At 61.9% G+C, this 26,314-nt stretch carries 21 protein-coding genes; 14 read left to right on the top strand and 7 right to left on the bottom strand.

Features of this window, described 5'->3' with window-relative positions:
- Positions 1-14: 14 nt before the first annotated feature.
- A complete protein-coding gene (locus tag H143_RS0106070) occupies positions 15-689 on the bottom strand; it encodes a glutathione S-transferase family protein (protein WP_019937341.1) in 675 nt (224 codons plus the stop codon).
- A 43-nt stretch (positions 690-732) separates the two neighbouring features.
- Positions 733-3,606: an excinuclease ABC subunit UvrA gene (gene uvrA, locus H143_RS0106065; RefSeq protein WP_019937340.1), complete on the bottom strand. Its 2,874-nt coding sequence runs from the start codon at positions 3,604-3,606 to the stop codon at positions 733-735.
- A 141-nt stretch (positions 3,607-3,747) separates the two neighbouring features.
- Between uvrA and H143_RS0106060 the strand changes: the two genes are divergently transcribed.
- The 4 genes from H143_RS0106060 to H143_RS20085 all read left to right on the top strand — a co-directional run bounded on the left by H143_RS0106060 (position 3,748) and on the right by H143_RS20085 (position 7,839).
- Positions 3,748-4,929: an MFS transporter gene (locus H143_RS0106060; RefSeq protein ID WP_033365395.1), complete on the top strand. Its 1,182-nt coding sequence runs from the start codon at positions 3,748-3,750 to the stop codon at positions 4,927-4,929.
- Between the two features lie 136 nt (positions 4,930-5,065).
- Positions 5,066-5,569 carry a single-stranded DNA-binding protein gene (ssb, locus tag H143_RS0106055; protein WP_019937338.1) on the top strand — a complete coding sequence of 168 codons (504 nt, stop codon included), beginning with the start codon at positions 5,066-5,068 and terminating at the stop codon, positions 5,567-5,569.
- 109 nt (positions 5,570-5,678) lie between these two features.
- Positions 5,679-6,905: an IS256 family transposase gene (locus tag H143_RS0106050; RefSeq protein WP_019937337.1), complete on the top strand. Its 1,227-nt coding sequence runs from the start codon at positions 5,679-5,681 to the stop codon at positions 6,903-6,905.
- Positions 6,889-7,839 carry a ShlB/FhaC/HecB family hemolysin secretion/activation protein gene (locus tag H143_RS20085; protein WP_081627012.1) on the top strand — a complete coding sequence of 317 codons (951 nt, stop codon included), beginning with the start codon at positions 6,889-6,891 and terminating at the stop codon, positions 7,837-7,839. Before H143_RS0106050 ends, H143_RS20085 begins: the two co-directional genes overlap by 17 nt.
- On the opposite strand, the gene H143_RS0106040 is transcribed toward H143_RS20085, so the two are convergent.
- Positions 7,823-8,958, bottom strand: a protein-coding gene (locus H143_RS0106040) for an IS3 family transposase (RefSeq protein WP_369751080.1) whose coding sequence is annotated in 2 segments (ribosomal slippage) — positions 7,823-8,694 and positions 8,694-8,958 — 1,137 coding nt in all. Because the reading frame shifts where the segments join, the coding sequence is not laid out codon by codon here. The two genes, H143_RS20085 and H143_RS0106040, sit on opposite strands and share 17 nt — an antisense overlap.
- 13 nt (positions 8,959-8,971) lie before the next feature.
- Between H143_RS0106040 and H143_RS20080 the strand changes: the two genes are divergently transcribed.
- From H143_RS20080 to H143_RS0106005, 5 genes are all read left to right on the top strand, one after another.
- Entirely contained in the window at positions 8,972-9,610 is a 639-nt protein-coding gene (locus H143_RS20080) for a ShlB/FhaC/HecB family hemolysin secretion/activation protein (protein ID WP_231378462.1), read from the top strand.
- Positions 9,611-9,645: 35 nt separating this feature from the next.
- Positions 9,646-11,301 (top strand): filamentous hemagglutinin N-terminal domain-containing protein, encoded by a 1,656-nt coding sequence (locus H143_RS0106025; protein ID WP_196801290.1) that lies wholly within the window; start codon positions 9,646-9,648, stop codon positions 11,299-11,301.
- Between the two features lie 44 nt (positions 11,302-11,345).
- Positions 11,346-12,204 (top strand): IS5 family transposase gene (locus H143_RS21970; RefSeq protein ID WP_155803332.1). Its coding sequence is split into 2 segments (ribosomal slippage): positions 11,346-11,758 and positions 11,757-12,204, totalling 861 coding nucleotides; the frame shifts between segments, so codons are not numbered across the junction.
- A gap of 29 nt (positions 12,205-12,233) precedes the next feature.
- Entirely contained in the window at positions 12,234-17,141 is a 4,908-nt protein-coding gene (locus H143_RS0106010) for a hemagglutinin repeat-containing protein (RefSeq protein ID WP_019937329.1), read from the top strand.
- Positions 17,141-17,596 (top strand): hypothetical protein, encoded by a 456-nt coding sequence (locus H143_RS0106005; protein ID WP_019937328.1) that lies wholly within the window; start codon positions 17,141-17,143, stop codon positions 17,594-17,596. Before H143_RS0106010 ends, H143_RS0106005 begins: the two co-directional genes overlap by 1 nt.
- A 289-nt stretch (positions 17,597-17,885) precedes the next feature.
- Here the strand turns inward: H143_RS0106005 and H143_RS22385 are convergent, their stop codons facing one another.
- On the bottom strand, positions 17,886-19,148 hold the full coding sequence (locus H143_RS22385; RefSeq protein WP_155803335.1) for an acyltransferase family protein: 1,263 nt from the start codon (positions 19,146-19,148) through the stop codon (positions 17,886-17,888).
- Between the two features lie 75 nt (positions 19,149-19,223).
- Here H143_RS22385 and H143_RS0106000 point away from each other — a divergent pair, with 75 nt between their 5' ends.
- From H143_RS0106000 to H143_RS20075, 4 genes are read left to right on the top strand one after another with little or no spacing between them, the layout of a single operon-like run.
- Positions 19,224-19,574 carry a transposase gene (locus tag H143_RS0106000; RefSeq protein ID WP_019936624.1) on the top strand — a complete coding sequence of 117 codons (351 nt, stop codon included), beginning with the start codon at positions 19,224-19,226 and terminating at the stop codon, positions 19,572-19,574.
- Entirely contained in the window at positions 19,574-19,915 is a 342-nt protein-coding gene (tnpB, locus tag H143_RS0105995) for an IS66 family insertion sequence element accessory protein TnpB (protein WP_019936623.1), read from the top strand. Before H143_RS0106000 ends, tnpB begins: the two co-directional genes overlap by 1 nt.
- A gap of 59 nt (positions 19,916-19,974) precedes the next feature.
- Complete coding sequence (locus H143_RS0105990) at positions 19,975-21,576, top strand: IS66 family transposase (RefSeq protein WP_019937327.1); 1,602 nt, start codon at positions 19,975-19,977, stop codon at positions 21,574-21,576.
- Positions 21,577-21,599: 23 nt separating this feature from the next.
- Entirely contained in the window at positions 21,600-21,908 is a 309-nt protein-coding gene (locus H143_RS20075; protein WP_019937326.1) for a hypothetical protein, read from the top strand.
- A gap of 350 nt (positions 21,909-22,258) precedes the next feature.
- On the opposite strand, the gene H143_RS0105980 is transcribed toward H143_RS20075, so the two are convergent.
- Entirely contained in the window at positions 22,259-22,477 is a 219-nt protein-coding gene (locus tag H143_RS0105980; RefSeq protein WP_019937325.1) for a YgdI/YgdR family lipoprotein, read from the bottom strand.
- A gap of 130 nt (positions 22,478-22,607) precedes the next feature.
- On the bottom strand, positions 22,608-24,188 hold the full coding sequence (locus H143_RS0105975; RefSeq protein ID WP_019937324.1) for an aldehyde dehydrogenase family protein: 1,581 nt from the start codon (positions 24,186-24,188) through the stop codon (positions 22,608-22,610).
- Positions 24,189-24,350: 162 nt separating this feature from the next.
- Between H143_RS0105975 and H143_RS0105970 the strand changes: the two genes are divergently transcribed.
- A complete protein-coding gene (locus H143_RS0105970; protein ID WP_019937323.1) occupies positions 24,351-25,400 on the top strand; it encodes an LLM class flavin-dependent oxidoreductase in 1,050 nt (349 codons plus the stop codon).
- A gap of 47 nt (positions 25,401-25,447) precedes the next feature.
- Here the strand turns inward: H143_RS0105970 and H143_RS0105965 are convergent, their stop codons facing one another.
- Positions 25,448-26,245: a fumarylacetoacetate hydrolase family protein gene (locus H143_RS0105965; RefSeq protein ID WP_019937322.1), complete on the bottom strand. Its 798-nt coding sequence runs from the start codon at positions 26,243-26,245 to the stop codon at positions 25,448-25,450.
- Positions 26,246-26,314 lie beyond the last annotated feature (69 nt).

Raw genomic sequence — 26,314 nt, 5'->3', positions numbered from 1 at the left:
GCGCCGCCGACCGCCTAGCGGTGCGTGCGGTAGGGCTCGTCCTGTGCGACCCACATGCCTTCGGCGCGCGCCTCGCGCATCCATTCCTGCATGGCGGGCAGGGCCAGGACGGCGTCCATGTAATCGCGCGCCGCGCCTTCGGCGGCAACGCCGTAGGTCGTAAAGCGCGATACGACGGGTGCATAGAACGCATCGGCGGCGCTGAATTGGCCAAAGAGGAAAGGTCCGGCCGGGAAGGACCCGCTCCGGCCAAACTCGGCGCGGGTGTCACGCCATAGCGTCTGTACCTTGTCGATGTCCTGCAGGGCTTCGGTGAGGTCGATGCCCGGCAGGTGGGCTTCGATGTTCATGGGCATGAGGCGGCGCAATGCGCCCAAGCCGCTGTGCATCTGCGCGGCCAGCGAACGGGCCCGGGCGCGGGCGCGCGGGTCGGCGGGCCAGAGACCGGCTTCGGGATGGCGCTCGGCCGCGTATTCGCAGATGGCCAGCGAATCCCACACCGCCAAGCCCTCGTCGATCAGCACCGGCACCTGGCCGGCCGGCGTGAGTCCTTGCAGCTGCTGCGCGAATTCAGGCGTGTCCAGGCCCACGCGCTTTTCTTCGAACGCGATGCCGGCCACGCGCAGCGCGAGCCAGGCCCGCAGCGACCAGGACGAGTAGTTCTTGTTGGCGATGACGAGTGTGTACATGGGCAATCCGTTGAACGAGGGAGCAATCAATCGGCAGGTCAGTTTATCTGTCCGGTGCCTCGTGCGCGGGATCGGTGCGCAAAGCGCGCGCCAGGTAGCGCCCCGTATGGCTTTGCGCCGCGCCGGCCACGTCTTCCGGCGTGCCCTGGGCCACGACCCGGCCGCCGCCGTCGCCGCCTTCCGGGCCCATGTCCACCAGCCAGTCGGCTGCCTTGATGACGTCCAGGTTGTGCTCGATGATCAGTACGGTGTTGCCGCTGTCGACCAATTGATTGAGCACTTCGAGCAGCAGTTCGATGTCGCGGAAATGCAGGCCGGTGGTGGGTTCGTCCAGAATGTACAGCGTGCGGCCCGTGCTGCGGCGCGACAGCTCCTGCGAGAGCTTTACGCGCTGCGCCTCGCCGCCCGACAGCGTGGTGGCGCTCTGCCCAAGGCGGATGTACGAGAGTCCCACGTCCATCAGCGTCTGCAGCTTGCGCGCGATGGCGGGCACCGAATCGAAGTACTCCAGCGCCTGTTCCACCGTCAGGTCCAGCACCTCGCTGACGTTGCGGCCGCGGTAGCGGATCTCCAGTGTCTCGCGGTTGTAGCGCTTGCCGTGGCAGACGTCGCAGGGCACGTACATGTCAGGCAGGAAGTGCATCTCCACCTTGACCACGCCGTCGCCCTGGCAGGCCTCGCAGCGTCCGCCCTTGACGTTGAAGCTGAAGCGGCCCGGGTCGTAGCCGCGCACGCGCGCCTCGGGCACGCCGGCGAACAGCTCGCGTATGGGCGTGAAAAGACCCGTGTAGGTGGCCGGGTTGCTGCGCGGGGTGCGGCCGATGGGGCTCTGGTCCACGCTGATGATCTTGTCGAAATGCTCCAGCCCGGTCAGCTGCGCATAGGGCGCGGGCTCGCCGTGGGCGTGGTTGAGCGCGCGCGCCGCGGCGACCGACAGCGTGTCGTTGACCACGGTGGACTTGCCCGAACCGGACACGCCTGTCACGCACACCAGGCGGCCGGCCGGGATGCTCAGCGTCACGTCCTTCAGGTTGTTGCCGCTGGCGCCGGTCAGCGTCAGCCAGGCCTGGTCGTCGGTGATGGCGCGGCGGCGCGGCACGGCGATGGCGCGCCGCCCGCTCAGGTATTGGCCGGTGAGCGAGGCCTGGTCGGCCTGGATCTCTTGCGGCGTGCCCTGGGCCACCACGTGGCCGCCATGCTCGCCCGCGGCCGGTCCCATGTCCACCACCCAGTCGGCCGAGCGGATCATGTCCTCGTCGTGTTCGACCACGATCACGCTATTGCCCAGGTCGCGCAGATGCTGCAGCGTGGCGATCAACCGGTCGTTGTCGCGCTGGTGCAGGCCGATGGAGGGTTCGTCCAGCACGTACATCACGCCCGTCAGGCCCGAGCCGATCTGGCTGGCCAGGCGTATGCGCTGCGCCTCGCCGCCGGAGATGGTGTCGGCACTGCGGTCCAGCGACAGGTAGGTCAGGCCGACGTTGTTCAGAAAGCTCAGCCGCGCCTCGATCTCGTGCACGATGCGCTGCGCGATCTCCTGCTTGGCGCCTGTCAGCCGCAAGGCCTTGAACCACGCCAGGCAGGCCGACAGCGGCATGGCCTCGACTTCGTACAAAGCCTTGCCGCGGCGCTCGCCCACACCCGGGTCGTTGCCGATGAGCACGTGGCGCGCCTCGGCGCGCAGGCGCGAGCCGCCGCAGTCGGGGCAGGTCTTGATATTGCGCAGCTTGCCCAGCTCTTCGCGCACATTGGCCGAGTCGGTCTCGAGCCAACGGCGTTCCAGGTTGGGAATCACACCCTCGAAGGGGTGGCGCTTGACCGTGCTCTTGCCCTTTTCGTTGAGGTAGAAGAACGAAAGCTCCTCCTCGCCCGAGCCGTACAGCACCTTCTCGCGTATGGCTTCGGGCAGTTCCTCGAACGGCGTGTCGATGTCGAATTCGTAGTGCGCGGCCAGGCTGGCCAGCAGGGTATAGGCAAAGCTGTTGCGCTTGTCCCAGCCGCGGATGGCGCCGGCCGCCAGGCTCAGCTCGGGAAAGGCCACCACGCGCCTGGGGTCGAAAAAGCCCACCTGGCCGATGCCGTCGCACGCGGGGCAGGCGCCCATGGGGTTGTTGAAGCTGAAAAGGCGCGGCTCCAGTTCGGGCAGGCTGTGGCTGCACACCGGGCAGGCGTAGCGGCTGGAGAACATCTGTTCGCGCGCGCTGTCCATATCCAGCGCGATGGCGCGGCCGTCAGCCAGCTTGAGGGCCGTCTCGAAACTTTCGGCCAGGCGCTGCGTGCTCTCGGCGCGCACGCGCAGGCGGTCGAGCACGACGTCGATGTCGTGCTTCTCGGTCTTCTTCAAGGCCGGCATGGAATCGAGCTCGACCATCTGGCCGTTCACACGCAGGCGCACATAGCCTTGCGCCTGCAGGCTGGCGCATTCGTCCTCGAAGCTGCCTTTCTTGCCGCGCGCGATCGGCGCCAGCACGGCCAGGCGCGTCTCGTCCGGCCAGCCCAGCACCGCGTCGACCATCTGGCTCACGCTCTGCGCCTGCAACGGCAGGCCGTGGTCGGGACAATAGGGCGTGCCCACGCGCGCATACAGCAGGCGCAGGTAGTCGTGGATCTCGGTGATCGTGCCTACGGTGGAGCGCGGGTTGTGGCTGGCGGCCTTTTGTTCGATGGAAATCGCCGGCGACAGGCCCTCGATCAGGTCCACGTCGGGCTTGTCCATCAATTGCAGGAACTGCCGCGCGTAGGCCGAGAGACTTTCCACGTAGCGCCGCTGCCCTTCCGCGTACAGCGTGTCAAAGGCCAGCGAGGATTTGCCCGAACCCGATAGCCCGGTCACCACCACCAGCTTGTGCCGGGGCAGGTCGAGCGATACGTTCTTCAGGTTGTGGGTGCGGGCACCCCGGATGCGGATTGCGTCCATCGGGCTGTGTAAGCGAAATTCAAGGGCAACTTGCTACTATAGCGCGCCATCCCCGTCCGGACTAAAGTGCTGTCCGGCCTGGCGAGAAGTCGACGGTCCGCAGGCCAGGGCGCCTTCTCGCGCCTCCTGAGGCCCATCCGAATGTCGACTCCCCGTCTAGCTCTCACGCCCGTTGAACGCCGCGCCAGTATTGCGCTGTCTGGTCTTTTTGCCTGTCGCATGCTGGGCTTGTTTCTGTTGCTGCCGGTGTTTGCCGTGGCGGCCCGTGGCCTGCCGGGGGGCGACAGCCCGGTCCGCGTGGGCCTGGCCCTGGGCATGTACGGCCTGACTCAGGCTTTCATGCAGATTCCCTTCGGCCTGGCATCGGACCGCTGGGGCCGCCGGCCCGTGGTCGTGGCCGGCCTTGTGCTTTTCATCGCGGGCAGCGTGGTCTGCGCCTTTGCGCACGACCTGCTCTGGATCATCATCGGCCGCGCCATCCAGGGCTCCGGCGCCATCTCGGCCGCTGTCACGGCGTGGCTGGCCGACGCCACCCGCGACGAAGTGCGCGCCCGGGCCATGGCCATGGTGGGCAGTTCCATCGGCTTGTCCTTCGCCGTTGCGCTGATTGCTTCGCCCCTGCTAGTGGGCGCATGGGGCCTGAACGGCCTGTTCTGGGTGATCGCCGCCCTGGGCGTGGCCAGCCTGGCGATGGCCCGCTGGGTGGTGCCCCAGGTGCCCGCCAACGATGCCCGCAGCATGAAGTCCGTGCGTCCGGGCGAGGTGCTCAAGCATCGAGACCTGCTGCGGCTCGATTTCGGGGTGTACTCGCTGCACTTTATCCAGGTATCGCTCTTCGTGGTCACCCCCGCGCTGCTGACCCGCCTGGGCGGCCTGCAGCCCGCCCAGCTCTGGAAGGTCTATCTGCCCATTATTTTCGCGTCCTTCGTGCTGATGGTGCCCGGCGTGATCTATGCCGAAAAGCGCCGTGCGCATCGCGGCGCACTGCTGTGCTGCGTGGCCGGGCTGGCCGTGGTGTGCGGTTTGCTGCCGGCCGCTTCGCATCACTTCTACACGCTGGCCGTGGCGCTGACGGGCTTTTTTGTCGCCTTCAACATCCTGGAAGCCCTGCAGCCTTCCCTGGTGTCGCGTCTGGCGCCGGCCAACTACAAGGGCCTGGCCCTGGGCTTTTACAATACCTCGCAGGCCGCGGGCCTGTTCTCCGGCGGCGCCCTGGGCGGCTGGATGGCGGCGCACGCGGGCTCGCCCGCGGTGTTCATCATGGCGGCCGTCCTGGCGCTGGCGTGGCTGCTGGTGTCGTGGGGACTGCGGCCGCTTTCCTGAGATGCGGGCGATGCTCCGTTTGGGGCGGCGGCTGTGCGCCGCGCGTGATGTTTCGGTCGCGCCGCGGGTTTCTGCGGATCGGTGAAATCGCCGATAATGGCCTATTACTGAATTCATTCAATTTGGGGACACCATCATGGCATCCGTCAACAAAGTCATCCTCGTCGGCAACCTCGGGCGCGATCCCGAAGTGCGCTATTCGCCCGATGGCGCCGCCATTTGCAACGTGTCCATCGCCACCACCAGCCAGTGGAAGGACAAGGCCAGCGGCGACAAGCGCGAAGAAACCGAATGGCATCGCGTGGTCATGTACAACCGCCTGGCCGAGATCGCCGGCGAGTACTTGAAGAAAGGCCGCTCGGTCTACATCGAAGGCCGCCTGAAGACCCGCAAGTGGCAGGACAAGGACACCGGCGCGGATCGCTACAGCACCGAGATCGTGGCCGACCAGATGCAAATGCTGGGAGGCCGCGAAGGCGGCGGCGAGGGTGGTTTCGGCGGGGGCGGCGGTTATGAAGATTCGCGTTCAGCACCTCGCGCACCCGCTTCACGCCCGGCGCCGGCGCCGCGCGCTGCGGCACCGGCGGCCGCATCGTCGGGGGCGAGCCTGACGGATATGGATGACGATATTCCGTTCTAAAATTGACTTTTGAAAGATCGTAAACAAAGGCCCCAGACAGGGGAGTGTGCAGAATTTTGTGTAAACGGGTCATTGGCAGGAAACTGCCGCAATCTGACCTGGAAACACGATGTCTACGAAGAAGCACGACGTACCGAAGGAATTTCTCGATAGCTTGCTGGCGAACTACGAGAAGCCCGAAGACCTGCTGGGCGAGAACGGGATACTCAAGCAGCTGACCAAGCTGATAGTCGAGCGGGCCCTGGATGCCGAGATGACCGAACACCTCGGTCACGGCAAGAATGAACCGGTCGAGAACCCGACGGGCAACACGCGCAACGGCCGCAGCCGCAAGATATTGAAGGGCGAGCAGGGCGAGATGCCCATCGAGGTGCCGCGCGACCGGGACGGCACTTTTGAACCGAAGCTGATCCCCAAGCACCAGCGCCGCTGGGCGGGGTTTGACGACAAGATCCTGTCGCTCTACGCGCGGGGCCTGACGGTGCGTGAGATCCAGGCACATCTGGAAGAGATGTACGGCACGGAGGTCTCGCCCAGTCTGATCTCGACAGTGACCGATGCCGTGGTCGATGAAGTGCGTGCCTGGCAGAGCCGCCCGCTCGATGCGGTCTATCCCATCGTCTACATGGACTGCCTACACGTGAAGGTGCGCGATGGCGCGGTGCGCACCAAGGCCGCCTACATTGCCATCGGCATCAACATGGACGGCGACAAGGAGGTGCTGGGCCTGTGGCTCTCGCCCACCGAAGGGGCCAAGTTCTGGATGCAGGTCGTCACGGAGCTGCGCAACCGGGGCGTGCAGGACATCTTCATCGCCTGCGTCGATGGGCTCAAGGGCTTCCCCGACGCGATCGAGGCCGTGTTCCCCCAAACGACTGTGCAGCTGTGCATCGTGCACATGGTACGCAACAGCCTGAACTACGTGCATTGGAAACGGCGCAAGGAAGTGGCCCAGGATCTGCGCCGCATCTATACCTGCGCGACGGCCGACGAGGCCGAAACCATGCTCAAGGAATTCGAGGCGGCCTGGGACAAACAATACCCATCCATCAGCCCGATCTGGCAGCGCAACTGGGCGCGCGTCATTCCTTTCTTCGATTACCCGCCGGAAATCCGCAGGGTTATCTACACGACCAACGCCATCGAATCCGTGAACATGAGCTTGCGCCGGCTGACGCGCCAACGGGCGGCGTTCCCGACCGACGAGGCGCTGATCAAACTGCTGTACCTGGCGCTGCGAAACATCAGCCAGAAATGGACGCATCCGATCCGGGATTGGAAGGCCGCGCTGAACCGATTTACCATCCTGTTCGGCGAGCGTGTCCCCTCGCTGTAAACCCAATACCCCGTTTACACAAAAATTCGGACACTCCCAGTGCGTCGGGCGCGAAGGCTTGAATCTGATCGTTCACCGCTTGTCGGCGCTAATCATTGATAAAGGCTATTCGACCACGCGGGTGGTCATCGGTCCGCAGAATCTGTCCAGCGGTAAGCTCGAACTGCAGCTGATTCCCGGCGTGATTAGCGACATCCGCTTCGCCGATTCCAAAATCTACGGCACTTGGCGTAACGCCTTCCCGACTCGCCCCGGCGATCTGCTGAACTTGCGTGAGATCGAGCAAGGGCTTGAGCAGCTCAAGCGCGTACCGAACCAGGACGTCAGCATGCAGATCGTACCGGGGCCGTCTCCGGGCGAAAGCGACATCGTGATTGCGGTCAAGCGCTCCAAGCCCTGGAGCATCTCGATAGGTGCCGACGATGCGGGCCTAAAGTCCACCGGGCGCTACGAAGCCGACACGAATCTTGCGCTTTACAACCCGCTTGGCTTGTCCGACATCTTCTCGATCGGCTACAGCCACGATATCGACGGCCACGAAAACCAGGATGGCACGCACGGCTCCAACGCCGCCTACTCGATACCCTGGGGAAATTGGACGTTCTCGCTAAATGGCAGCCAGTACGACTATCACCAGAACATCGCAGGTTCTGTGAGCACGATCCAGTCATCGGGGGTTTCCGAGATCTGGGATGCCAAGACTGAGTACATGTTCTACCGCAACCAGGTGCAGAAGAACCAACTCGAATTTCAGGTCGGCAAATACTACGCCCAGTCCTTCATCGACGGCACCTCGCTCGATGTCCAGCACCGCGACAACACCTATGCGGAGATCGGCTGGGAGCACAAGCACTACAGAGGTGGCCTCGTTTGTTTGGACAGTATTGTGAGATTTATAAGTGGAACGCCCGAGGCAGTCATGCTGCCGATTTAATCGCTGGCAGCGTCGCGAAGTATGCCTCATCCGGAGTCTGATCGGCCAGACTGGAGTGAGGACGTTTTCGGTTGTACAGCTCGATGTAATTGCCCAGACTTTGCCGAGCGTGGCTAACTGACTCGTAGGCCTTTAGATAGACCTCCTCGTACTTGATGCTGCGCCAGACTCGCTCGACGAACACGTTGTCGCGCCAGGCCCCCTTGCCGTCCATCGACAGCCGGATACCCCGGCCCAGCACCGCCTCGGTGAAGGCATTAGCCGTGAACTGGCTGCCCTGATCGGTGTTCACGATCTCTGGTAGCCCGTAACGGGCGATCGCTTCTTCAAGCGCCTCGACAGCGTGCACGGCCTCCAGCGTGATAGCCACCCGATGCGCGAGCACGCGGCGACTGGCCCAATCGACCACCGCTGTCAGGTAGACAAAGCCACGCGCCATCGGGATATACGTCGTGTCCAGCGCCCACGCCTGGTTGGCCCGCTCAATCTTCAGGCCGCGCAGCAGGTACGGCCAGATCTTGTGCTGCGCATTGCGCCGGCTCGTGTTCGGCTTGCAATACAGCGCTTCTACGCCCATGCGCTTCATCAGCGTGCCAACATGGCGACGCCCGACCGCATGGCCTGCCCGGCCCAGCAGGCGCGCCAGCATACGCGCTCCGGCAAAGGGAAACTCCAGATGAAGTTCATCGATGCACCGCATCAGCAACTGATCGGCCTGGCTGACCGGCTGTGGCCGGTAATACGCGCTCGATCTGGCGATACCCACGAGTTTGGCTTGCTGCGATACCGGCAGAGCATGGCTACGATCGATCATCGCTTTGCGCTCAGCAAGCCTGCCTTGGTGAGCGCGCCTTCTAAAAAATCATTCTCCAGCGCCAATTGACCGATCTTGGCATGCAGCGCCTTCAAATCTACCGGCGGCTCATTCGATTGCCCGCCGGCCGCGCCAAAGACGTCCGCCGCACGCTCCTGCAACTGCCGCTTCCATTCGGTGATCTGGTTCGGGTGCACATCGAACTGCTGCGCCAACTCAGCCAGCGTACGCTCGCCCTTGACTGCCGCCAGCGCCACTTTCGCTTTGAACGCCGCTGAGTGCGTGCGTCGGGTTCTCTTGGTCATTTCCTCGGTTCCTTTGCCAGCATTATCGCTGGCTCAGGCCTCGGTCATTCCACTTATACCCCTGTCCGAATTCTCGCAGCCACCTCTCTACTTCGGATCGGCGCAACTGGATAGCACGATTGCCTATCGCCAGGGGGTTGCGTGGCTCGGCGCGCAGCCCGATCTTCCCGGCGTCGACAATGGCGGGCCGACATACTACTACCAGATGGAAACGCTCGATGCGACGCTTGCTGTTCCGTTTACGGTCGCGGGCATGCCGCTGCGCTATACGGCCACCATCCGCGCACAGAACTCGCCGAACGTGCTGTACCCGACCGAAGACTTCACGATCGGCGGACGCTACACGGTACGCGGTTTCGACGGCAATACGGTCCTGGCAGCCGAGCAGGGCGTATTTCTGCGCAACGACCTGGAGATGCCGATTCGAGGCACTGGACAGGCGATCTACGTCGGCATCGATGGCGGCGAGGTCTTTGGCCCGTCGGCGCAGCAACTGATCGGCCGGCGCTTGGCCGGCGCCGTAATCGGCCTGCGCGGCAATCTCTCCAAGCACGTCAGCTACGACGCCTTCATCGGCGGTCCGCTCTATGAACCGAAGGGATTTCCGGATCGCTGGCCCGTGTTGGGCTTTAACTTGACTATCCAGCTATGACTCGCTGCCTATCCCTCATCTTTGTTGCCTTGTGCATGCTTGCTCTGCAGCCGGCATGGGTTCAAGCGCAAGTGGTACCTTCAACTACCGGCTCGGGCAGCAAACCGATCGTAGGTGTCACCGCGAGCGGCATGCCGGTGGTGCAGATCGCCACGCCCAACGGCGCGGGTGTGTCGAACAACAAGTACACCTCGTTCAACGTCGGCACACAGGGGCTGATCCTGAACAACTCCAGCACGAACGTGCTGACGCAGCAGGCCGGCTATATCACGGGCAACCCCAACCTGACCGCCAACGGCGCGCAGGTGATCCTGAATCAAGTTCTGGGCGGCAATGCGAGCCAGCTGCTGGGCTACATGGAAGTGGCGGGCCAGAAAGCCGACGTGATCGTGGCCAATCCGGCTGGCATCACCTGTAACGGTTGCGGTTTCATTAACGCGAACCGAGGCGTGCTTACTACGGGCACGCCGGTATTCGGTGGCAGCGGCAGCCTCGATGCGTTTCATGTGACGGGCGGCCAGATCCAGATCGGTTCGTCCGGACTCAATGCGAACAACATCGACCAAGTCGATCTGATTGCGCGCAGTATTCAGGCCAACGGCAAGATTTGGGCCAACAAGACACTGAACGTGGTGACCGGCGCCAACGACGTTCAGTACGCCAACGTGACTACCACCGCGTTGACGCCCGATGCAAATCATCCAGCAGTGGCGATCGATGTGGCGCAGCTGGGCGGCATGTACGCGGGCAAGATCGCGTTGGTCGGCACGGAAGCGGGCGTGGGGGTGAACAGTTCGGGCTCGATTGCGGCGCAGTCAGGTGATGTGACGGTCAATGCCCAGGGGCAGGTGACACTGGCCGGTTCGACAAGTGCGAGCGGCAATGTCTCGGTCAGTTCGGCAGCGGGAATTGTTAACACCGGTTCGGTGTATGCCACGCAGGACGCAACGCTTACCAGTCAGGGACAAGTTGGAAATAGCGGCACGGTTGCAGCACTGGGTGACACCAAGATCAACGCGGCCAGTATTAGTTCGACGGGCACGCTCGGCGCGGGGGTCGATGCAAGCGGCAACACAACGGGAGCGGGCAATCTCACCGCATCGGCCACGGACGCCATTACAGCGACCGGGAAAAATCTAGCGGGTGGTAATGCCACGCTGTCAGGCAGCAGTCTAGACACGACGGGCGGGAAAACGCTGGTGGGCGGTAATGCAACGCTGACGGCTACCAACGGCGACATCAATAGCGGCAACGTTACGGCAGAAGGGAACCTGAGCGCTACCGCGAGCGGCGGATTGAACAACATGGGCAGCACGCTGGCTGCGGGCGGCACGCTCAGCACGCAGTCGAGCACGCTGACCAATACGGGCACCATCGTGGGCGGCAGCACTACGCTGTCAGCCACGCAGAGCATTCAGAACCAAGGGCCGGCCGCGCTGATTGGTGCTACCGACAGCGCAGGTGCGCTGACTCTGCTGGCGCCGACCATCACGAACATCGGCAGCAGCACGACGACTGATTCGGCGCCCACCACGTCCATCTACGGGCTGGGAAGTCTGGTGCTGGCCGGAGGCAAGGACGCCAGCGGTAACTACACCAACGCCAATCAGATTACCAATTCGTCCGGCCTGATCCAGTCGGCGGGCGACATGGCGATCTTAGGCAATAAGAATTTATCCGTAAATAGGTAAAATGCCGAACTGAGCCGCATTGGGCGCGGCGATGGATCGACATTTTGGCCAAACGTGTTGAGTCGTGGGTGGTGACCGATGAGTTCTGGCGGCGGGTGGAGCCGTTGATTCCTGCGCGCTCGGCCGCAGACAAGATCTATGTACGCAAGCCAGGGGCTGGCCGGCCACCCAAGCCGGCTCGGCTGGTGTTCGAGGCGATCGTCTACGTGCTGCGCACGGGCTGCCAGTGGAAAGCGCTACCCAAGGAGCGCTTCGGCAGTGCAAGCGCCATCCACAAGCGATTCCTTGAGTGGGAGGCCGCGGGATTTTTCCAAGCCCTGTGGAAGGCGGGCCTGGCCGAGTACGACCAGATGCAGGGCATTGCCTGGCGCTGGCAGAGTGTCGACGGCGCGATGATGAAAGCGCCGCTAGCGCAGCAAGCCGTCGGCCCCAACCCGACCGATCGGGGAAAAAAAAGGCAGCAAGCGCCACCTGTTGGTGGACGGCCGTGGTGTCCCGTTGTCGCTCGTCGTGACCGGGGCGAACGTCCATGACTGCAAGCGGCTTGACGAGGTGCTCACCACCATCGTCGTCAGGCGCAAGGGGCCGCCGCATCGGCGAAACAAGCATCTGTGCGCCGACGCGGGCTACCGTGGGGCCGAGCACCTTCGCACTATCGAGCGCAACGGCTACATCCCTCATGTCGTCGGTCGACGTACCGAAGCCGACATCAAGCAGCACGATCCGACCAAGAAGGCACGGCGCTGGGTCGTCGAGGTCTGCCATAGCTGGTTCAATCGCTTCCGCAAGCTGCTCGTGCGCTACGAGAAACTCGAGCGTAGCTTCGTCGCCCTCAACCACCTTGCCGCGGCAATCATCGCCTTTCGCAAAGTACCTGCCAGCGTCAATATAATTTACGGATAAGTTCTAAGGTCACCAATACGCGAACCACGGTGCAGACCTCGTCTACAACGTCGGTCGCTCCGAGTCTGCTCACCGCTCAGGGCATCAGCCTGTCCGGCTGTACCGCCATCGACATGAACGCGTGCAGTTCAGGTAACCCGGAGGTTGGGGGGTATCCGGTTACCGACCCGGCTTTTGCGACGATGCCTGGCGGAGCGCCTATCGACCCACCTCATGGCGGCCACTGGAACAGCACCTATCAGTACACCACCTATACCGGGGGGGTGACGTCGGCTAATGTCGTGTCGACGATAAGTCCGCAAGGTCAGATCATTTCGGGTGGCAATCTCAATGCCGGTGCGGTCGCTGACTTCCAGAACTACTGGAGTGCGGTGACGGCAGTGGGCAATATCACGATGCCTCAGTTGCTCGATCAGAATAGCTGGCAAGGTCAGACAGCACCCCATGTAACGGTGAGCTACTCCGGCGAGTATCACTACGACAACTACAACAACGAAGAATATAACTGGCAGTTGCCGTTCGGCGACGCGCCGTTCGTCACAACCAATCCAGGTGGATATTCGGCCGCGCCGGCCGATGTGCACACGTATGCGCTGCCGAGCTACGAATCGACCTTCACGGCAAACGGCACGATCAGCGGCACGGGTGTCGCGATCAACAATGTGGCGGGCAACGCCGGCGTGACGCCTCTGGGCCTGCCGCAGTCCGGGAAAAGTATCGCATTGCCCAGCGGAGGTTTGTTCAACGTCGATAGCGCGCCGAACGCCCCCTATCTGATCCAGACCAATCCGGCGTTCGCCGATCGGCAAGCCTGGCTGTCGAGTGACTACTACTTCCAGCAAATGGGCATGGATCCAGCCAAGATTCAGATGCGTCTGGGTGACGGGTACTACGAACAGCAGATGGTGCAGCAGCAGATTCTGTCCTTAACGGGCAAATCGGTGCTGACCAACTATGCCAATACCCAAGCCGAGTATGAGGCGCTGATGACCTCGGGAGCCCAACTGGCCAAGTCGCTCGACCTGGCGCCGGGCACGGGCTTGTCGCCAGCCCAGGTGGCGCAGCTCACGAGCAACGTCGTGATCATGCAGACCAAAGTGGTAAACGGGCAGTCGGTATTGGTGCCGGTGGTGTACCTGGCGCAGGCGAGTCAGCAGAACATGGGCACCGGTCCGGTGATCGCGGCGACCGATGTCGATCTGCAGAACGTCACATCGATGGCAAACAGCGGCACGATCGCGGCCTTGAACAATCTGACGCTATCGGCGCAGAACCTGGACAGCACGAACGGCACACTTACTGCGGGCAACCAGATGGCGTTGTCGTCCACCGGGAATATGAATCTGACCTCTGCCACGGTCAACGCGGGTAGTCTGAACCTGAATGCGGGCGGAAACCTGATCCTGGATACGGCAACTAAGACGCTGAACCAGGTCGGCGTGGGTGGGGCGACCCGCAGCACGACTACGTTGGGCCCTGCGGCCAGCATCAACGTGACGAACGACGCCACGATTACCACTGCAGGAAACTTCGAGCAGAACGCGGGCAATTTGAACGTGGGCGGTGCGCTAGGCATGAACATCGGTGGTAACTGGACGATGGGTGTGCAGCAGACCGGCGAGACGAAGACGGCCACGCTCGCGAACGGAACCTCGGCGACGCATCTGGCGAGCGCTACGGGCAGTCAAGTCAATGTCGGCGGGGCATCGCAGATCAAGGTGGGCGGCGATCTGACTGCGTCGGGCGCGCAAATCAATCTGGGCGGCGGCGGCACAGTGGCCGCGCAAGGCAACGTGAATCTGCAGACGGCGACTGCGACCACGACACTAGATAGCCATAGCTCGGGCAACGATTACGCGGACACACGGCATACGTCGGATGACATGGTCACCGGGACGTCACTGACCAGCGGTAGTGATTTGACGGTTACTGCGGGCAAGGATTTGAACATTGCTGGCAGTAGCGTGAACCTGGTCGAGGGAGCGGCTACGTTGGCGGCCCAAGGCAATGTCAACATCGGCGCCGCAGCCGAGACTCATGTATTCGATGCTCAGGATTCGGGCAGTCATAGCGGGTTCTTTAGTAGTACGAGTCGTACTAGCTTGAATGACACAACCCAAAAATTGGCCGATGGCAGCGCGGTATCGGCGGACACCGTCAATATTCAGGCGGGCAAAGACTTGACCGTCCAGGGGAGCAGCGTAGTGGGCTCGAAGGCCGTGAATCTCTCGGCTACGGGCAATGTTGGCATCGAGGCGGCCACCAGCACTCTTGATCAGTCTTACTACGCAGAGGAAAAAACAAGTGGCCTGATGGGATCAGGTGGCATCGGCTTTACCATCGGATCGCGCAAGCAAAGCGAAAACGATCTCGGTACCACCACGACGGCGGTCGCTTCTACGGTCGGTGCAGTCAACGGCAATGTCAGCATCACTGCGGGTAACCAATATAACCAGATTGGCAGCAACGTGATCGCGCCGTCGGGCGACATCTCGATTCAGGCTAAGCAGGTTGATATCGCCGATGCTCGCGAGCGGGCTAGTAGCAGCCAGGAGAGTAAGTTCGAGCAGAGTGGACTGACAGTTGCTTTGTCTAGCCCGGTTTTGTCGGCGCTGCAGACCGTGTCGCAAATGGCACAGGCAGCCAGCCAGACGAGCGACACTCGAATGAAGGCGCTGGCAGCGGGTGCCTCGGCACTGACGCTTTACAACAGCGCGGGTGCGTTCCAGAACCTGGCTAACGCTTCAAGTATGAGTCAGGCGGCCCAGAGTTCAGGGGTGACAATTTCTATCACCGTGGGTGGTAGCCACAGCGATAGCCTAAGTACGCAGGCGAGCAATACCGGTGTGGGTTCGGCGGTGGCCGCAGGCGGCAATGTCAACATCGTAGCTACTGGCGCTGGCAAGGACAGCAATTTGTTGGTCCAAGGCAGCAACGTGAGTGCGGGCGGCAATGCGTTACTTAAGGCAGATAACCAAGTCGAACTCTTGGCGAGCCAGAACACGAGTAGCGAGCGTAGCCATAACCTCAGTTCAAGTGCAGCGGTGGGCGTAGCGATTACGGTGGGCCATGGGGTTGCCTTCGGGGTGACAGCCAGCGGGAGCTTAGGCAAAGGTCATACCAACAGTGATGATCTGATCAACACCAACTCGAATGTAACGGCTGCCAATACGCTGACGATCGAGTCGGGTGGCGACACAACGCTTCAGGGCGCGGTGGCCGGCGGCAAGCAGGTAGTGGCTGATGTCGGGGGCAACCTGAACTTGCAGAGCCTGCAGGACACGAGTAAGTACGATGGTTCGCAGATGAACGTCGCAGGTTCAGTCACAGTAGGCTACGGCGCTTCGGGCAGTCTGAGCTTCTCGGATAGCAGTGCTAACGGCGACTTTGCGAGCGTTAGCGGGCAGACCGGTATCAAAGCAGGTGACGGTGGTTTCCAGATCAACGTGCAAGGCAACACTGGCCTTCAAGGAGCGGCAATTGCGAGTAGTCAGTCGGCGGTAGATCAAGGCAAGAACAGCCTGACGACCGGGACGCTGACTACAGACGATATTGCAAACCACAGCAATTATGACGCGAGTGGTATTAGTCTTTCGGGTGGATACTCCTACAGCGCAGGGCCTGCCAGTCAAGGGAGCGCTGGTCAGAGCGGGGGGGCGAGCTCAACGACAAATAATGGTGCAACTTGGTCTGCGCAAAATTTTACGACTGGAGCGCAAGGCGCTGGAGCGGGCTACAGCAGCGAGGATGGTAACCAGAGCAGCACGACACGCAGCGGTATCAGCGGCGGGGCGGTAACGATCACCAACAATGCTGCTCAGCAAACGTTGACGGGGCAGACGGCAAACCAGACTGTGGCGAGTCTGAATCGGAACGTCACGTCTACGAGTGGATCCGATGGGCTGACCAAGACGTGGAATGGGCAGCAGTTGCAGCAGGAAGTGGCGACCAATGCGCAGATCACCGCAGTCTTCGGGCAGGTGGCGAGCACGGCAATTGGGGACTATGCCTCGCAACAGATCAAGAAAGCGAATGCACTACGAGCCGAAGCAGTCAATAATCCGGCACATGCGGCTGAACTGATTGCGCAAGCCGATGAACTGGACGCGGAATGGGGTGTAAAAGGAACCTTGCGTATAGCCGCTCATACGGTGGTGGGAGCGCTGACAGGCGGGGTTAATGGCGCGGCAGGGGCAATGGTTGGTACGCTGGCTGCGCCGCAGGTCAGCCAACTGCTCAGTAACGCGGGTATCACGGGGCCGCTCGCTGACACGCTGACGGCGTTGGCAAGCACAGCAGCTGGCGCTGCCGTGGGAGGAGTGGCAGGTGCGTCGGCGGCACAGAACGAGGTAGTCAATAATTGTCTGGATCATCCGGAAACTTGCGGATCAGATGAAGAAAAGTTAAAGGAAGATTTTCAAAAAGAAGAAGAAAGTCTATTGAACGACGAGGCATTCCTTGGCTCGGAGAAGCTCATCGTCGGACATACCGCGGATGGAGAGCCGCTTACTGTTCAAGAAGGAGGCGGTGGGGCGCCGGGAGATGGAAGCGGCGCCACAGGCTCAGCTGCAACTGGGGGAGCTGCCGCAATTAGTGGCGTTGCACCAAATCCAGGTAACACGACGGTATATCTTTCGACAGCCGAAGATGGCACTACACAATACGTCGGTATCACCGATAATATTGACGCTCGATCAGCGGCGCATCTGTCCCAGAAAGGTATTGAAATTGATCCTATACCTGGTCTCCAAGGGATATCACGTGGCGATGCTCGAGCAGTTGAGCAGGTTTTGATCGAATATAACGGATTAGGGAAAAATGGCGGTTCGTTGCTTAACAAGATCAATAGTATCGCTACCACAAACCCGGTCTATGCGAACTCTCTATCCAGAGGGGCCGCAATATTGCAATCGGTCGGATATCCGGGATTCAAGTGATGATTAAGGCTGGAGATGTATTCGCTATTAAGACCGCGAACGGGGATGCATATTTCCAGTTCGTGAAGAAAATTGCTCCCATGGGTTCGTTAATTCGGGTGCTTCCAGGCACGTTTCTAGATCAGCCTCTTGAGTGGGGTACTCTTATTGACTGCGAAACTAACTTCTGGATTTTCTTTCCTGTTGCCGCTGCGCTAAAGCAAGGGATTGTGCGGAAAGTGGTGCATTGCCCGATCCCAGAGCATGCTTGTAACCCCCCTGTCTTTCGGGCTGGCGTTGTGGATCCGTCGACCGGCAAGGTTGAGACTTGGTGGTTATGGGACGGAGAAAAGGAGTGGAAGATCGGCGCTATCACTGAGGAACAACGGAGGTTACCCATACGAGGGTCGTGGAACGATACGCTGCTCATCAAACGGATTGAAGAAGGTTGGCTTCCCGAAAAAGATCCACGCTAGTGACGCGGCGGCAAATACCATGAAGTCGATGAACCCGGCCTCTGCCCGGGTTCATGCTTTACGGCGTTGCTGAGCCTCGCAGGGCTGCGGTTTCGTTTGGGTAATTCTGTTGGCGATCGTGCGGTCGGACCGGGCGGGCTAAAGCAGCCTTTGTGCGACTTCCCTTCGGACGTCCTCGCTGCTGTGCCTTTTCCGGATTTCGGTGATCGTGCTGCGCAGCCATACTGGACTCGAAGCATATGCGCAACGTAGCCACTCCCGGGAATCCTTTCGTGCCATTATTTCATTGTCAGAATACAGGTAAGAAATAGGACGAAATTCTTAGTCCCCCTGCATCGTTAAGATGCCCCCCATCACGATACCAAACCTCGTTCCCCTTACCGCTCCAACAATGGGTCTGACCACAAAAGGCAGGAGAGGTGTCAATGATGTGAATGTTTGGGAATTGTGCTTTTAGACGTTGAAAAAATGCCAACTGCTTGAGCCTGCTGCCTTCGTTATAAGCGGCGACGGAAATGCTGCCAGCATGAGGGTTGTTGGGATTTCTTTTAATTGCATTGTTTGGATCAAGCTCATTTCCAACGGGGATATCTAACATCAGCCAAATATTGAGGCCCTGTTGTGAAACAGCACGGATGGTTTTCACGAAGCTTTGTTCCGCTTCGGGCGTGTCATGCCCCCATGCGTAAGCGAATATGATGTTGTTAATAGCCTTTTCTTGAAGTTTCGCTATTATTTCTTTAATTATGTTCGCATCGCAGCCACCGGGTACGACAAATGGTGGGCAATTTCTGACATTTATGTACAAACTGGCTCTGTTCTGATTGGCCAGTTTTTTTAGCATCGGAATCAACATGCTTGCGTGGCTATCTCCCCATAGCAAGATTTTGCGTTGATCGCCGTCTTCCTGGCGTAGCTTGCAGATGGGCGAAGTGGGATCAAGAATGCGTGCGGTAATATCACACCGTTTGGTATATGACTGGATACGAGCCGTCAAAAATACTCTCTCCTTTCCATTAAATCGGTAGGACGCACCATCCGTTATCAGTACGTGCACGGCAAATGCTGCTAGGACGGTAAAAGAAATAGTTAATCCTGCCAATAAGCTACGCTGCGAGGTGAGCCATACTTTGCGACGAATAGGTATCTCAAGCCAACGGTAGCTGGCATAGGCCAACGTAAGTATCACCATCCAAAAAATGATAAAAGGGAGTGTGTTGGTTGTCTTGATATTCAAGTAACGCATAAAAACCAATATTGGCCAGTGCCACAAATAAAGTGGATAGGAAATGAGGCCAATATTTACCAGCGGCGACAAAGACAATATTTTGCTTGCGGTGGTCTGCGTGGAGCGGCCAGATAGCACCAGAGAAAAGGCTGCAAGAGTAGGGATCAGGGCAATTTTTCCCGGAAATGGCATGCCGGAATTAATTTTTAAAATGGCATATCCAAGGCCGACAATCCCGGCCCATCCCAGCGTTTCATATATCCAGTGAGGCAGTTTTAACGTAAGGCTCCGGTGAGTACCGTCTAGACGCCTGGCGCCTACCAAGCCGAGAATTCTGGTTCTCGGGCACTCTCAAATTTGTGTCCATAAAAATTTCTGGACATAAATTTCGGGGCATTCATGAGCGAGACGCAGCGCAGGTATCAACAGCACTCTGTGGCCCGCAAGCGCGAGGTCGTCGAGGCATCGATGCGTCCGGGTGCATCGGTCGCGGCGCTGGCGCGTGACTACGGCATCAATGCCAACCAGGTCTGGGCCTGGCGCAAGCTGTATAGCGAAGGCCGTTTGGATACTGCGGCGAGCGTCTCTGCGGTGGTGGCAGTTGATGTCGTAGCCATGCCCGATCCCGAGCCAGTCGCGCCTGCTGCATCTGGCAGTTTGGAGATTACGATAGGCCCGTCGCGCTTGTGCGTGACGGGCAGCGTCGATCCGCTGCTGCTCAGGACAGCCATTGCCGCGTTGCGTGCCTGATGCTGCCGCCCGGCAACACGCGAGTCTGGATCGTGGCGGGCGTGACCGACATGCGGCGTGGCTTCGATGGCCTGGCCGCGTTGGTGCAGATCCAGTTGCAAGCCGACCCATTCTGCGGCCACGTGTTCGTGTTCCGTGGTCGACGTGGGGATCGGATCAAGGTGCTGTGGTTCGATGGCGATGGCATGTGCCTGTTCTGCAAGCGTCTGGAGGCAGGCCGCTTCGTGTGGCCACAGGCCGAGGCGGGTCGTATCGCGCTGACCAAGGCCCAGTTATCGATGCTGCTCGAAGGCATTGATTGGCGCAGCCCCGTGCGCACGGCCAGGCCCACGCAGGTGTAGTGCGCCGATCTACGTATCGACACCTTCTCAACCGTGCCGCACGCCGATAAAATAACGGCATGCGCGCACCTGCTTGTCTGCCCAACGATATCGATGCCCTGCGGGCATTGGTATTGGCGCACCAGGCCCAGTTGCAAGCGCATCAGCAAGAGAACCAGGCGCTGCGCGCGGAACGCGAGGCGTTCCATGCCGAGCGTGAAGCGTTCAAGCAAGGCAAGCGCGACGACAGCGACGAGATCGCCCGCTTGAAGCTCTTGCTGGCCAAGCTGCAACGCCTGCTGTTCGGCCAGCGCTCCGAGAAGCTGCAACACCAGGTCGATCAATTGCAGCTGGAGCTCGAAGAGCTTTACCTCAATCAAGCCCAACGGGTTGAACCGGCGCGTTCTGCGCAGCCTCGCGCCGAGCGCCAGGCCCCGGTGCGTCGTGCGTTGCCTGAGCACCTGCCGCGCGAAGTCATCGAACACCTTCCCGAAGCGACAGCCTGCCCGGACTGCGGCGGCGCCTGGAAGCGGCTCGGCCAGGACGTGAGCGACATGCTGGAATACGTTCCGGCCAGCCTGCGGATCATCCGCCACGTGCGCCCGCGCCTGACCTGCACGTGCTGCGAGCGCATGATGCAGGCGCCTGCGCCCAGCCGCCCGATTGCACGCGGCTGGGCTGGCCCGGGATTGCTTGCGCACGTTTGCGTGAGCAAATACGCTGACCATATCCCCTTGCATCGGCAAGCCCGCATCTACGAGCGCGAAGGCGTGGAGCTGGCCGACAGCACCCTAGCCGACTGGGTGGGTGGGGTGCACCAACTTCTTGCCCCGCTTGTAGCCGCCCTGCGCGATCACGTGTTCTCGGCCCGCAAGCTGCATACCGATGACACGCCTGTGCCGGTGCTCATGCCAGGTTCAGGCAAGACGCGCCAGGCCCGCTTGTGGACCTACGTGCGCGATGACCGGCCCCATGCCGGCGCCGCCGCGCCGGCAGCGTGGTTCCGCTACTCGCCCGACCGCAAGGGCATCCATCCGCAGACGCACTTGAAGGACTTCAGCGGCACGCTGCAAGCCGATGCCTATGCGGGCTACGACGCGATCTACGCCAGGGGACGCGTGATCGAGGCTGCGTGCTGGGCGCATGCCCGGCGCAAGTTCCACGAGATCCATGTGGATCGGCCCACGCCCATCACCACGCATGCCCTGGAGAGAATCGCCGAGCTCTACCGGATCGAAGCAGGCATCCGCGGCAGTCCACCAGAACATCGCAAGCAAGTTCGCCAAGTCGAGTCCGTGCCCATCGTGACGGCGCTGCGGGCCTGGCTCACAGAACAACTGCCCACCGTGTCGCGCAAGTCGGTTACCGCTGAGGCCATCGGCTATGCCCTGAACCAGTGGCAGGCGCTCACGCGCTACCTGGATGACGGCGAGGTCGAGATCGACAACTCGGCCGCCGAGCGTTCGGTGCGTGGCATCGCGTGCGGGCGTAAGAACTATCTCTTCCTGGGCTCGGACCGGGGTGGCGAACGCGCCGCCACGATGTACAGCCTGATGGAGACGGCCAAGTTGAACGGCATCGACCCAGAAGCCTACCTGCGCCGCGTGCTGGCCGTTATCGCTGAGTACCCGGTCAACCGGGTGGCTGATCTCTTGCCCTGGAACCTGGCCGCCCAGGCATAACCAGGTCATGTAAAAATGGCGCCATGAGCGCCAACAAGCACACCATCCTGGACCGAGACCTGTTTGTTCAAGCTCTGCGCCACATGAGCGAGCAAGACCTCATGTACCTCAACCACATGGTGGTCGAGCGCCTGCGTTTGCTGGCCCAGGCCAAGAGCACAATGCGACTGGCCCAGTTCGCCCAGGGCGACCGCGTCTGCTTCACCGATAACGATGGTCAAGTGCGAAACGGCTTGATCATGCGATTGAACAAGAAAACCGCCAGCGTGCACACCGACGACGGTCATCTCTGGAAGGTCGCTCCGGTCTTCTTGAAAAAATCCAGCACCTGACCAGCTATACCGCCGACCAGAGTGATTTACAAGACGGTGCTCACCGGAGGCTTACGGTACAGGCACAGACGCTCAGACCGTTGGCAACACAAGTTGTCCACAGGGCGCCGCTGCCCCCTGCACCCCCTGAAAGCGTAAACAAACTTGAAACGAAGTCTCCACTTGTTTACGTTTAAGGCGATAAAATCGAAAGAAATCTAGCCAATCACCTATAAGCCTGTTGCTGTTGACACAATAAAAGGCAGCATAAACCTTCTAGACCCGGTTATTGAAATTGAAAATCAAAGGCCCGCAGCAAAAGTGCTGCGGGCCTTTGATTTTCTGGCGCTTAGGCCTGTCTGGCGGTCCGGTTAATCGACGTCCTCGATCGACTGGATGTCGTCCTTGTTGATGCGGATGACGCGGCCTTCCTTGTCCTTGTACTCGTAGAAGCCGGTTTTCTTGTTGAAGATGGGCCGGTCAGGCGTGATGATCGTCGAGCCGTCATGCTCATGCACGACGGTGGGCGTGGCGCAGCCGACCAGCGCGCAGGACATCGCCGCGGTCAGGATCAAGGTTTTCGGACTCATGGTGCAATGCCTTCAAGTTCAGGGATTTTTCACTGTAGAACCCAGATGTACGAGGAACATGACCGGATGTCATAAAAATGGATGCAAGTGTAAAAAGCGTACCGACACGGGCTGGCCTTTGGCGCGCGAATTACCCCAGTGTCAGCTTCCCGTCCACAACCCGGGCCAGGCCCAGCGGATTGCCGTCCTGCAATGCCTGCGGCAGCAACTCGGCCGGCAGGTCCTGATAGCAGACCGGGCGCAGGAAGCGCTCGATCGCCAGGGTGCCTACCGAGGTCGTGCGCGAATCCGAGGTGGCCGGGAACGGCCCGCCGTGCACCATCGCGTGGCATACTTCGACGCCGGTCGGATAGCCGTTGGCCAGGATGCGTCCGGCCTTGCGCTCGAGCACGGGCAGCAGGCGCCTGGCCTGCGCCGTGTCGTCGGCCTCCAGGTGCAGCGTGGCCGTCAACTGGCCTTCCAGGCGCTCGGTCAGCGCGATCATCTCGTCCATGTTCTTGCACGTGACGATCAGCGAGGAGGGGCCGAAGATCTCGTCTTCCAGGTGCGCGTCATGCTCGAACGCGGCTTGCGTCGTCGCGAACAGCGCGGGGCGCGCGGCGTTCAGCGCTTCGGTCTGCGCGCCTTGCGCCAGCGTGTTCACGTTGCCCGATGCGGTACGGCTGGCCACGGCATTCGAGTAGGCCGTGGCGATGCCGCGGGTAAGCATGGTTTGCGAGTCCTTCTGTGCCAGCGCGTCCGCGGCCGTTTTGGCGAAGGCCTGTGCGTCCGGGCCGTCGAGCATGACGACCAGGCCGGGGTTGGTGCAGAACTGGCCCACGCCCAGCGTCAGCGACTCGACGAAACCGCGCGCGATCTGGGCGCCGCGCCTGGCCAGTGCGCCGGGCAGCACGAAGAAGGGGTTGATGCTGCTCATCTCGGCATACACCGGGATGGGTTCGCGGCGCTGGGCGGCGATGCCTGCCAGCGCCAGGCCGCCGCCGCGCGAGCCGGTAAAGCCCACCGCCTTGATGGCCGGATGCGCGACCAGCGTTTCGCCGATCAGGTTGCCCGCGCCCACCAGCAGCGAGAACGTGCCCTCGGGCAGGCCGCAGGCCTTGACCGCCTGCTGGATCGCGCGGCCGACCAGCTCCGAGGTGCCCAGGTGCGCCGGGTGCGCCTTGACCACCACCGGACAGCCGGCGGCCAGGGCGGACGCGGTGTCGCCGCCCGCGACCGAGAAGGCGAGCGGGAAGTTGCTCGCGCCGAACACGGCCACCGGACCCAGCGGGATCTTCTGCAGGCGTAGGTCCGAGCGCGGCAGCGGTTTGCGCTCGGGCATGGCGGGATCGAGCGTGGCGGCCAGCCAGCGCCCCTCGCGCACGAAGGAGGCGAACAGCCGCAGCTGCCCGACCGTGCGGCCGCGCTCGCCTTCCAGGCGCGCGACCGGCAGCGCCGATTCCTGGTGCGCGCGCTGGATCAGCGTATCGCCCAATGCCAGGATGTTCTCGGCGATAGTTTCGAGCAAGCGCGCGCGCGTCTCCAGCGGCGCGCAGCGCAAGGGGTCGAATGCCGCCTGGGCCAGCCGGCACGCGTGGTCGACGTCGCCCGCGCTGCCCGAGCCGAACGCGGGCTCCAGGGCGAGGCCGCGCGCCGGATCGAAGGCGTAAAGTGTGCCCTGCGTGCCGCGCACGCACGCGCCGCCTATCAGCATTTCTCCAGTGATCTGCATATTTTCTGCTTGCCTGTTAAGTAGGGGTGTCCAGTTCGACATGACGTATCCTGGCCGCATTGCCGAGCCATATCGCGCGGCGCGCCCAGGATCGAAAACCGCCTCGTCGATGATACGACGGTTCCCGGCCCCGTTCCCTGCGCACCCTTTATAGTTGAGTCCATGACGACAGCTCCCATTCTCGAATTCGGCGTGGACACCTTCGGCGATGTGACCGACGGCGCGCCGGGCACGCCCCTGCCGCACGCGCAGGTTTTGCGCAACCTGATCGAGCAGGCCGTGCTGGCCGACCAGGTCGGCCTGGACTTTATCGGCGTGGGCGAACACCATCGCCCCGATTTCGCGGTGTCCGCGCCCGAGGTGGTGCTGGCGGCGATGGCCGCGCGCACCGAACGCATACGCCTGGGTTCGGCCGTCACGGTGCTCAGCTCGGACGACCCGGTGCGCGTCTTCCAGCGGTTTGCCACGGTCGACGCCCTGTCCAACGGCCGCGCCGAAGTCATACTCGGCCGCGGCTCCTTTACCGAATCCTTTCCGCTGTTCGGCTACGACCTGCAGCAATACGAGGCGCTTTTCGAAGAAAAGCTCGATCTGTTCGCGGCCCTGCTCGAGCAAAAGCCGGTGACTTGGCAGGGGCGGCTGCGTGCCTCGCTGGACCGGCAGTCGGTGTATCCGACCGTCGAACACGGCACGCTCAAGACCTGGGTGGGCGTGGGCGGCAGTCCGCAGTCGGTGGCGCGCGCCGCGCGCTACGACTTTCCGCTGATGCTGGCCATTATCGGCGGCGACCCGCGGCGCTTCGCGCCCTATGTCGATCTCTATCATCGCGCCTTTGCGCAATACGGCCGCCCGGTGCAGCCGGTGGGCGTGCATTCGCCCGGCTACGTGGCCAGGACCGACGCGCAGGCGCGGGAGGAATTCTGGCCGGGCTTCAAGGCCAATCGCGACCGCATCGGCAAGGAGCGCGGCTGGCCGCCGATGCGACGCGAAGAATACGAAAGCGAGATCGAGCACGGTTCGCTTTATGTGGGCTCGCCCGAGACCGTGGCGCGCAAGATCGCGGCCACCGTGCGGGCGCTGCGGGCCAGCCGTTTTCAGCTCAAGTATTCGGCCGGCCCGACGCCGCACGACACTCTGATGCGCGGCATCGAGTTGTATGGCCGCGAGGCGGTGCCGATAGTGCGCGAAATCCTGGCCTCGGACAGCGCCTAGCAGGCTCGGGAGCTTTTGCCGTCGCAACTCCTGCCGCGCCGGGTGGTTTAGCCGGCAAAACGCACGGCCATCGTCCCCAGTTCGCCGTAGCCGATCTGCAAGTCCATGCCCGCGGGCACGTCGATATAGCCGGCGTAGGAGCCGGTAATGACGTGCTGGCCAGCCTTCAGGCCCAGGCCGGCGCCGCGCAGGAACTCCACCAGCCAGTACAGGCCCGCCTTGGGCGCCTTGTTCGGATGCACGCCGGCGTAGCTCTGCGCGGCTTCGTGGCCGGCCTGCACGGTGATGTCCATTTCCACGGGCGCCGCGTCGGGCGAGGCGATGTCCGGACCCAGCACCAGGCCGTGGTTGAACATATGGTCGGCCAGCAGTTCGCTGGCGCTGGCCTCGTCGGGTCGGGCATAGCGGCAGCCCAGTACTTCCAGGGCCAGGCAGGCGCGGCCGATGGCGGCATCGACCTCGGCTTCGCTGTAGGGCAGGGACCGGGCCGGCAGGTCGCGCCCGATCTCGAACGCGATCTCGGGTTCGATGCGCACCTTGCCCTCGACCACGGGCATGCGCAAGGCGCCGGCATCGGCCCGCATGATGGTCGATGCATAAATGGGCGCGGTGCTGGCGCGGTCGGCCGAGGGCAGGGCGCTTTTCCAGGCCAGGGCCGGGTCCTGGTGCTCTTTTTCCAGCAATTGGGCGGTGCGCAGTTGCACGGCAAAGCCCTGGCCCAAATTGCGTGGGCGCAGGTCGGTGGGCAGGCGCTCGCCCGCCACGCCGGCCTGGCGGGCCGTGATCAGCAAGCGGGCCGCTGCGTCGCAGCCGGCGTAGGATTCGGGTTCAATGCGCGCAGTCATGTCGGGTGTTCCTTCAGGTGGCCGCCGCAAGCGGCGATCCGGGAAGAAAGGAAAATATCACGGCGATGG

Source organism: Bordetella sp. FB-8, from assembly GCF_000382185.1.
GTDB lineage: Bacteria > Pseudomonadota > Gammaproteobacteria > Burkholderiales > Burkholderiaceae_B > Bordetella.
The sequence above is the reverse complement of the archived record's forward strand: the minus strand, read 5'-3'. Positions and strand labels throughout refer to the sequence as shown.

Coding starts and splice junctions, on each gene's coding strand:
- H143_RS0106070 (WP_019937341.1), bottom strand. CDS start 689: ATGTACACACTCGTCATCGCCAACAAGAACTACTCGTCCTGGTCGCTG.
- uvrA (WP_019937340.1), bottom strand. CDS start 3,606: ATGGACGCAATCCGCATCCGGGGTGCCCGCACCCACAACCTGAAGAAC.
- H143_RS0106060 (WP_033365395.1), top strand. CDS start 3,748: ATGTCGACTCCCCGTCTAGCTCTCACGCCCGTTGAACGCCGCGCCAGT.
- ssb (WP_019937338.1), top strand. CDS start 5,066: ATGGCATCCGTCAACAAAGTCATCCTCGTCGGCAACCTCGGGCGCGAT.
- H143_RS0106050 (WP_019937337.1), top strand. CDS start 5,679: ATGTCTACGAAGAAGCACGACGTACCGAAGGAATTTCTCGATAGCTTG.
- H143_RS0106025 (WP_196801290.1), top strand. CDS start 9,646: ATGCTTGCTCTGCAGCCGGCATGGGTTCAAGCGCAAGTGGTACCTTCA.
- H143_RS0106005 (WP_019937328.1), top strand. CDS start 17,141: ATGATTAAGGCTGGAGATGTATTCGCTATTAAGACCGCGAACGGGGAT.
- H143_RS0106000 (WP_019936624.1), top strand. CDS start 19,224: ATGAGCGAGACGCAGCGCAGGTATCAACAGCACTCTGTGGCCCGCAAG.
- tnpB (WP_019936623.1), top strand. CDS start 19,574: ATGCTGCCGCCCGGCAACACGCGAGTCTGGATCGTGGCGGGCGTGACC.
- H143_RS0105990 (WP_019937327.1), top strand. CDS start 19,975: ATGCGCGCACCTGCTTGTCTGCCCAACGATATCGATGCCCTGCGGGCA.
- H143_RS20075 (WP_019937326.1), top strand. CDS start 21,600: ATGAGCGCCAACAAGCACACCATCCTGGACCGAGACCTGTTTGTTCAA.
- H143_RS0105980 (WP_019937325.1), bottom strand. CDS start 22,477: ATGAGTCCGAAAACCTTGATCCTGACCGCGGCGATGTCCTGCGCGCTG.
- H143_RS0105975 (WP_019937324.1), bottom strand. CDS start 24,188: ATGCAGATCACTGGAGAAATGCTGATAGGCGGCGCGTGCGTGCGCGGC.
- H143_RS0105970 (WP_019937323.1), top strand. CDS start 24,351: ATGACGACAGCTCCCATTCTCGAATTCGGCGTGGACACCTTCGGCGAT.
- H143_RS0105965 (WP_019937322.1), bottom strand. CDS start 26,245: ATGACTGCGCGCATTGAACCCGAATCCTACGCCGGCTGCGACGCAGCG.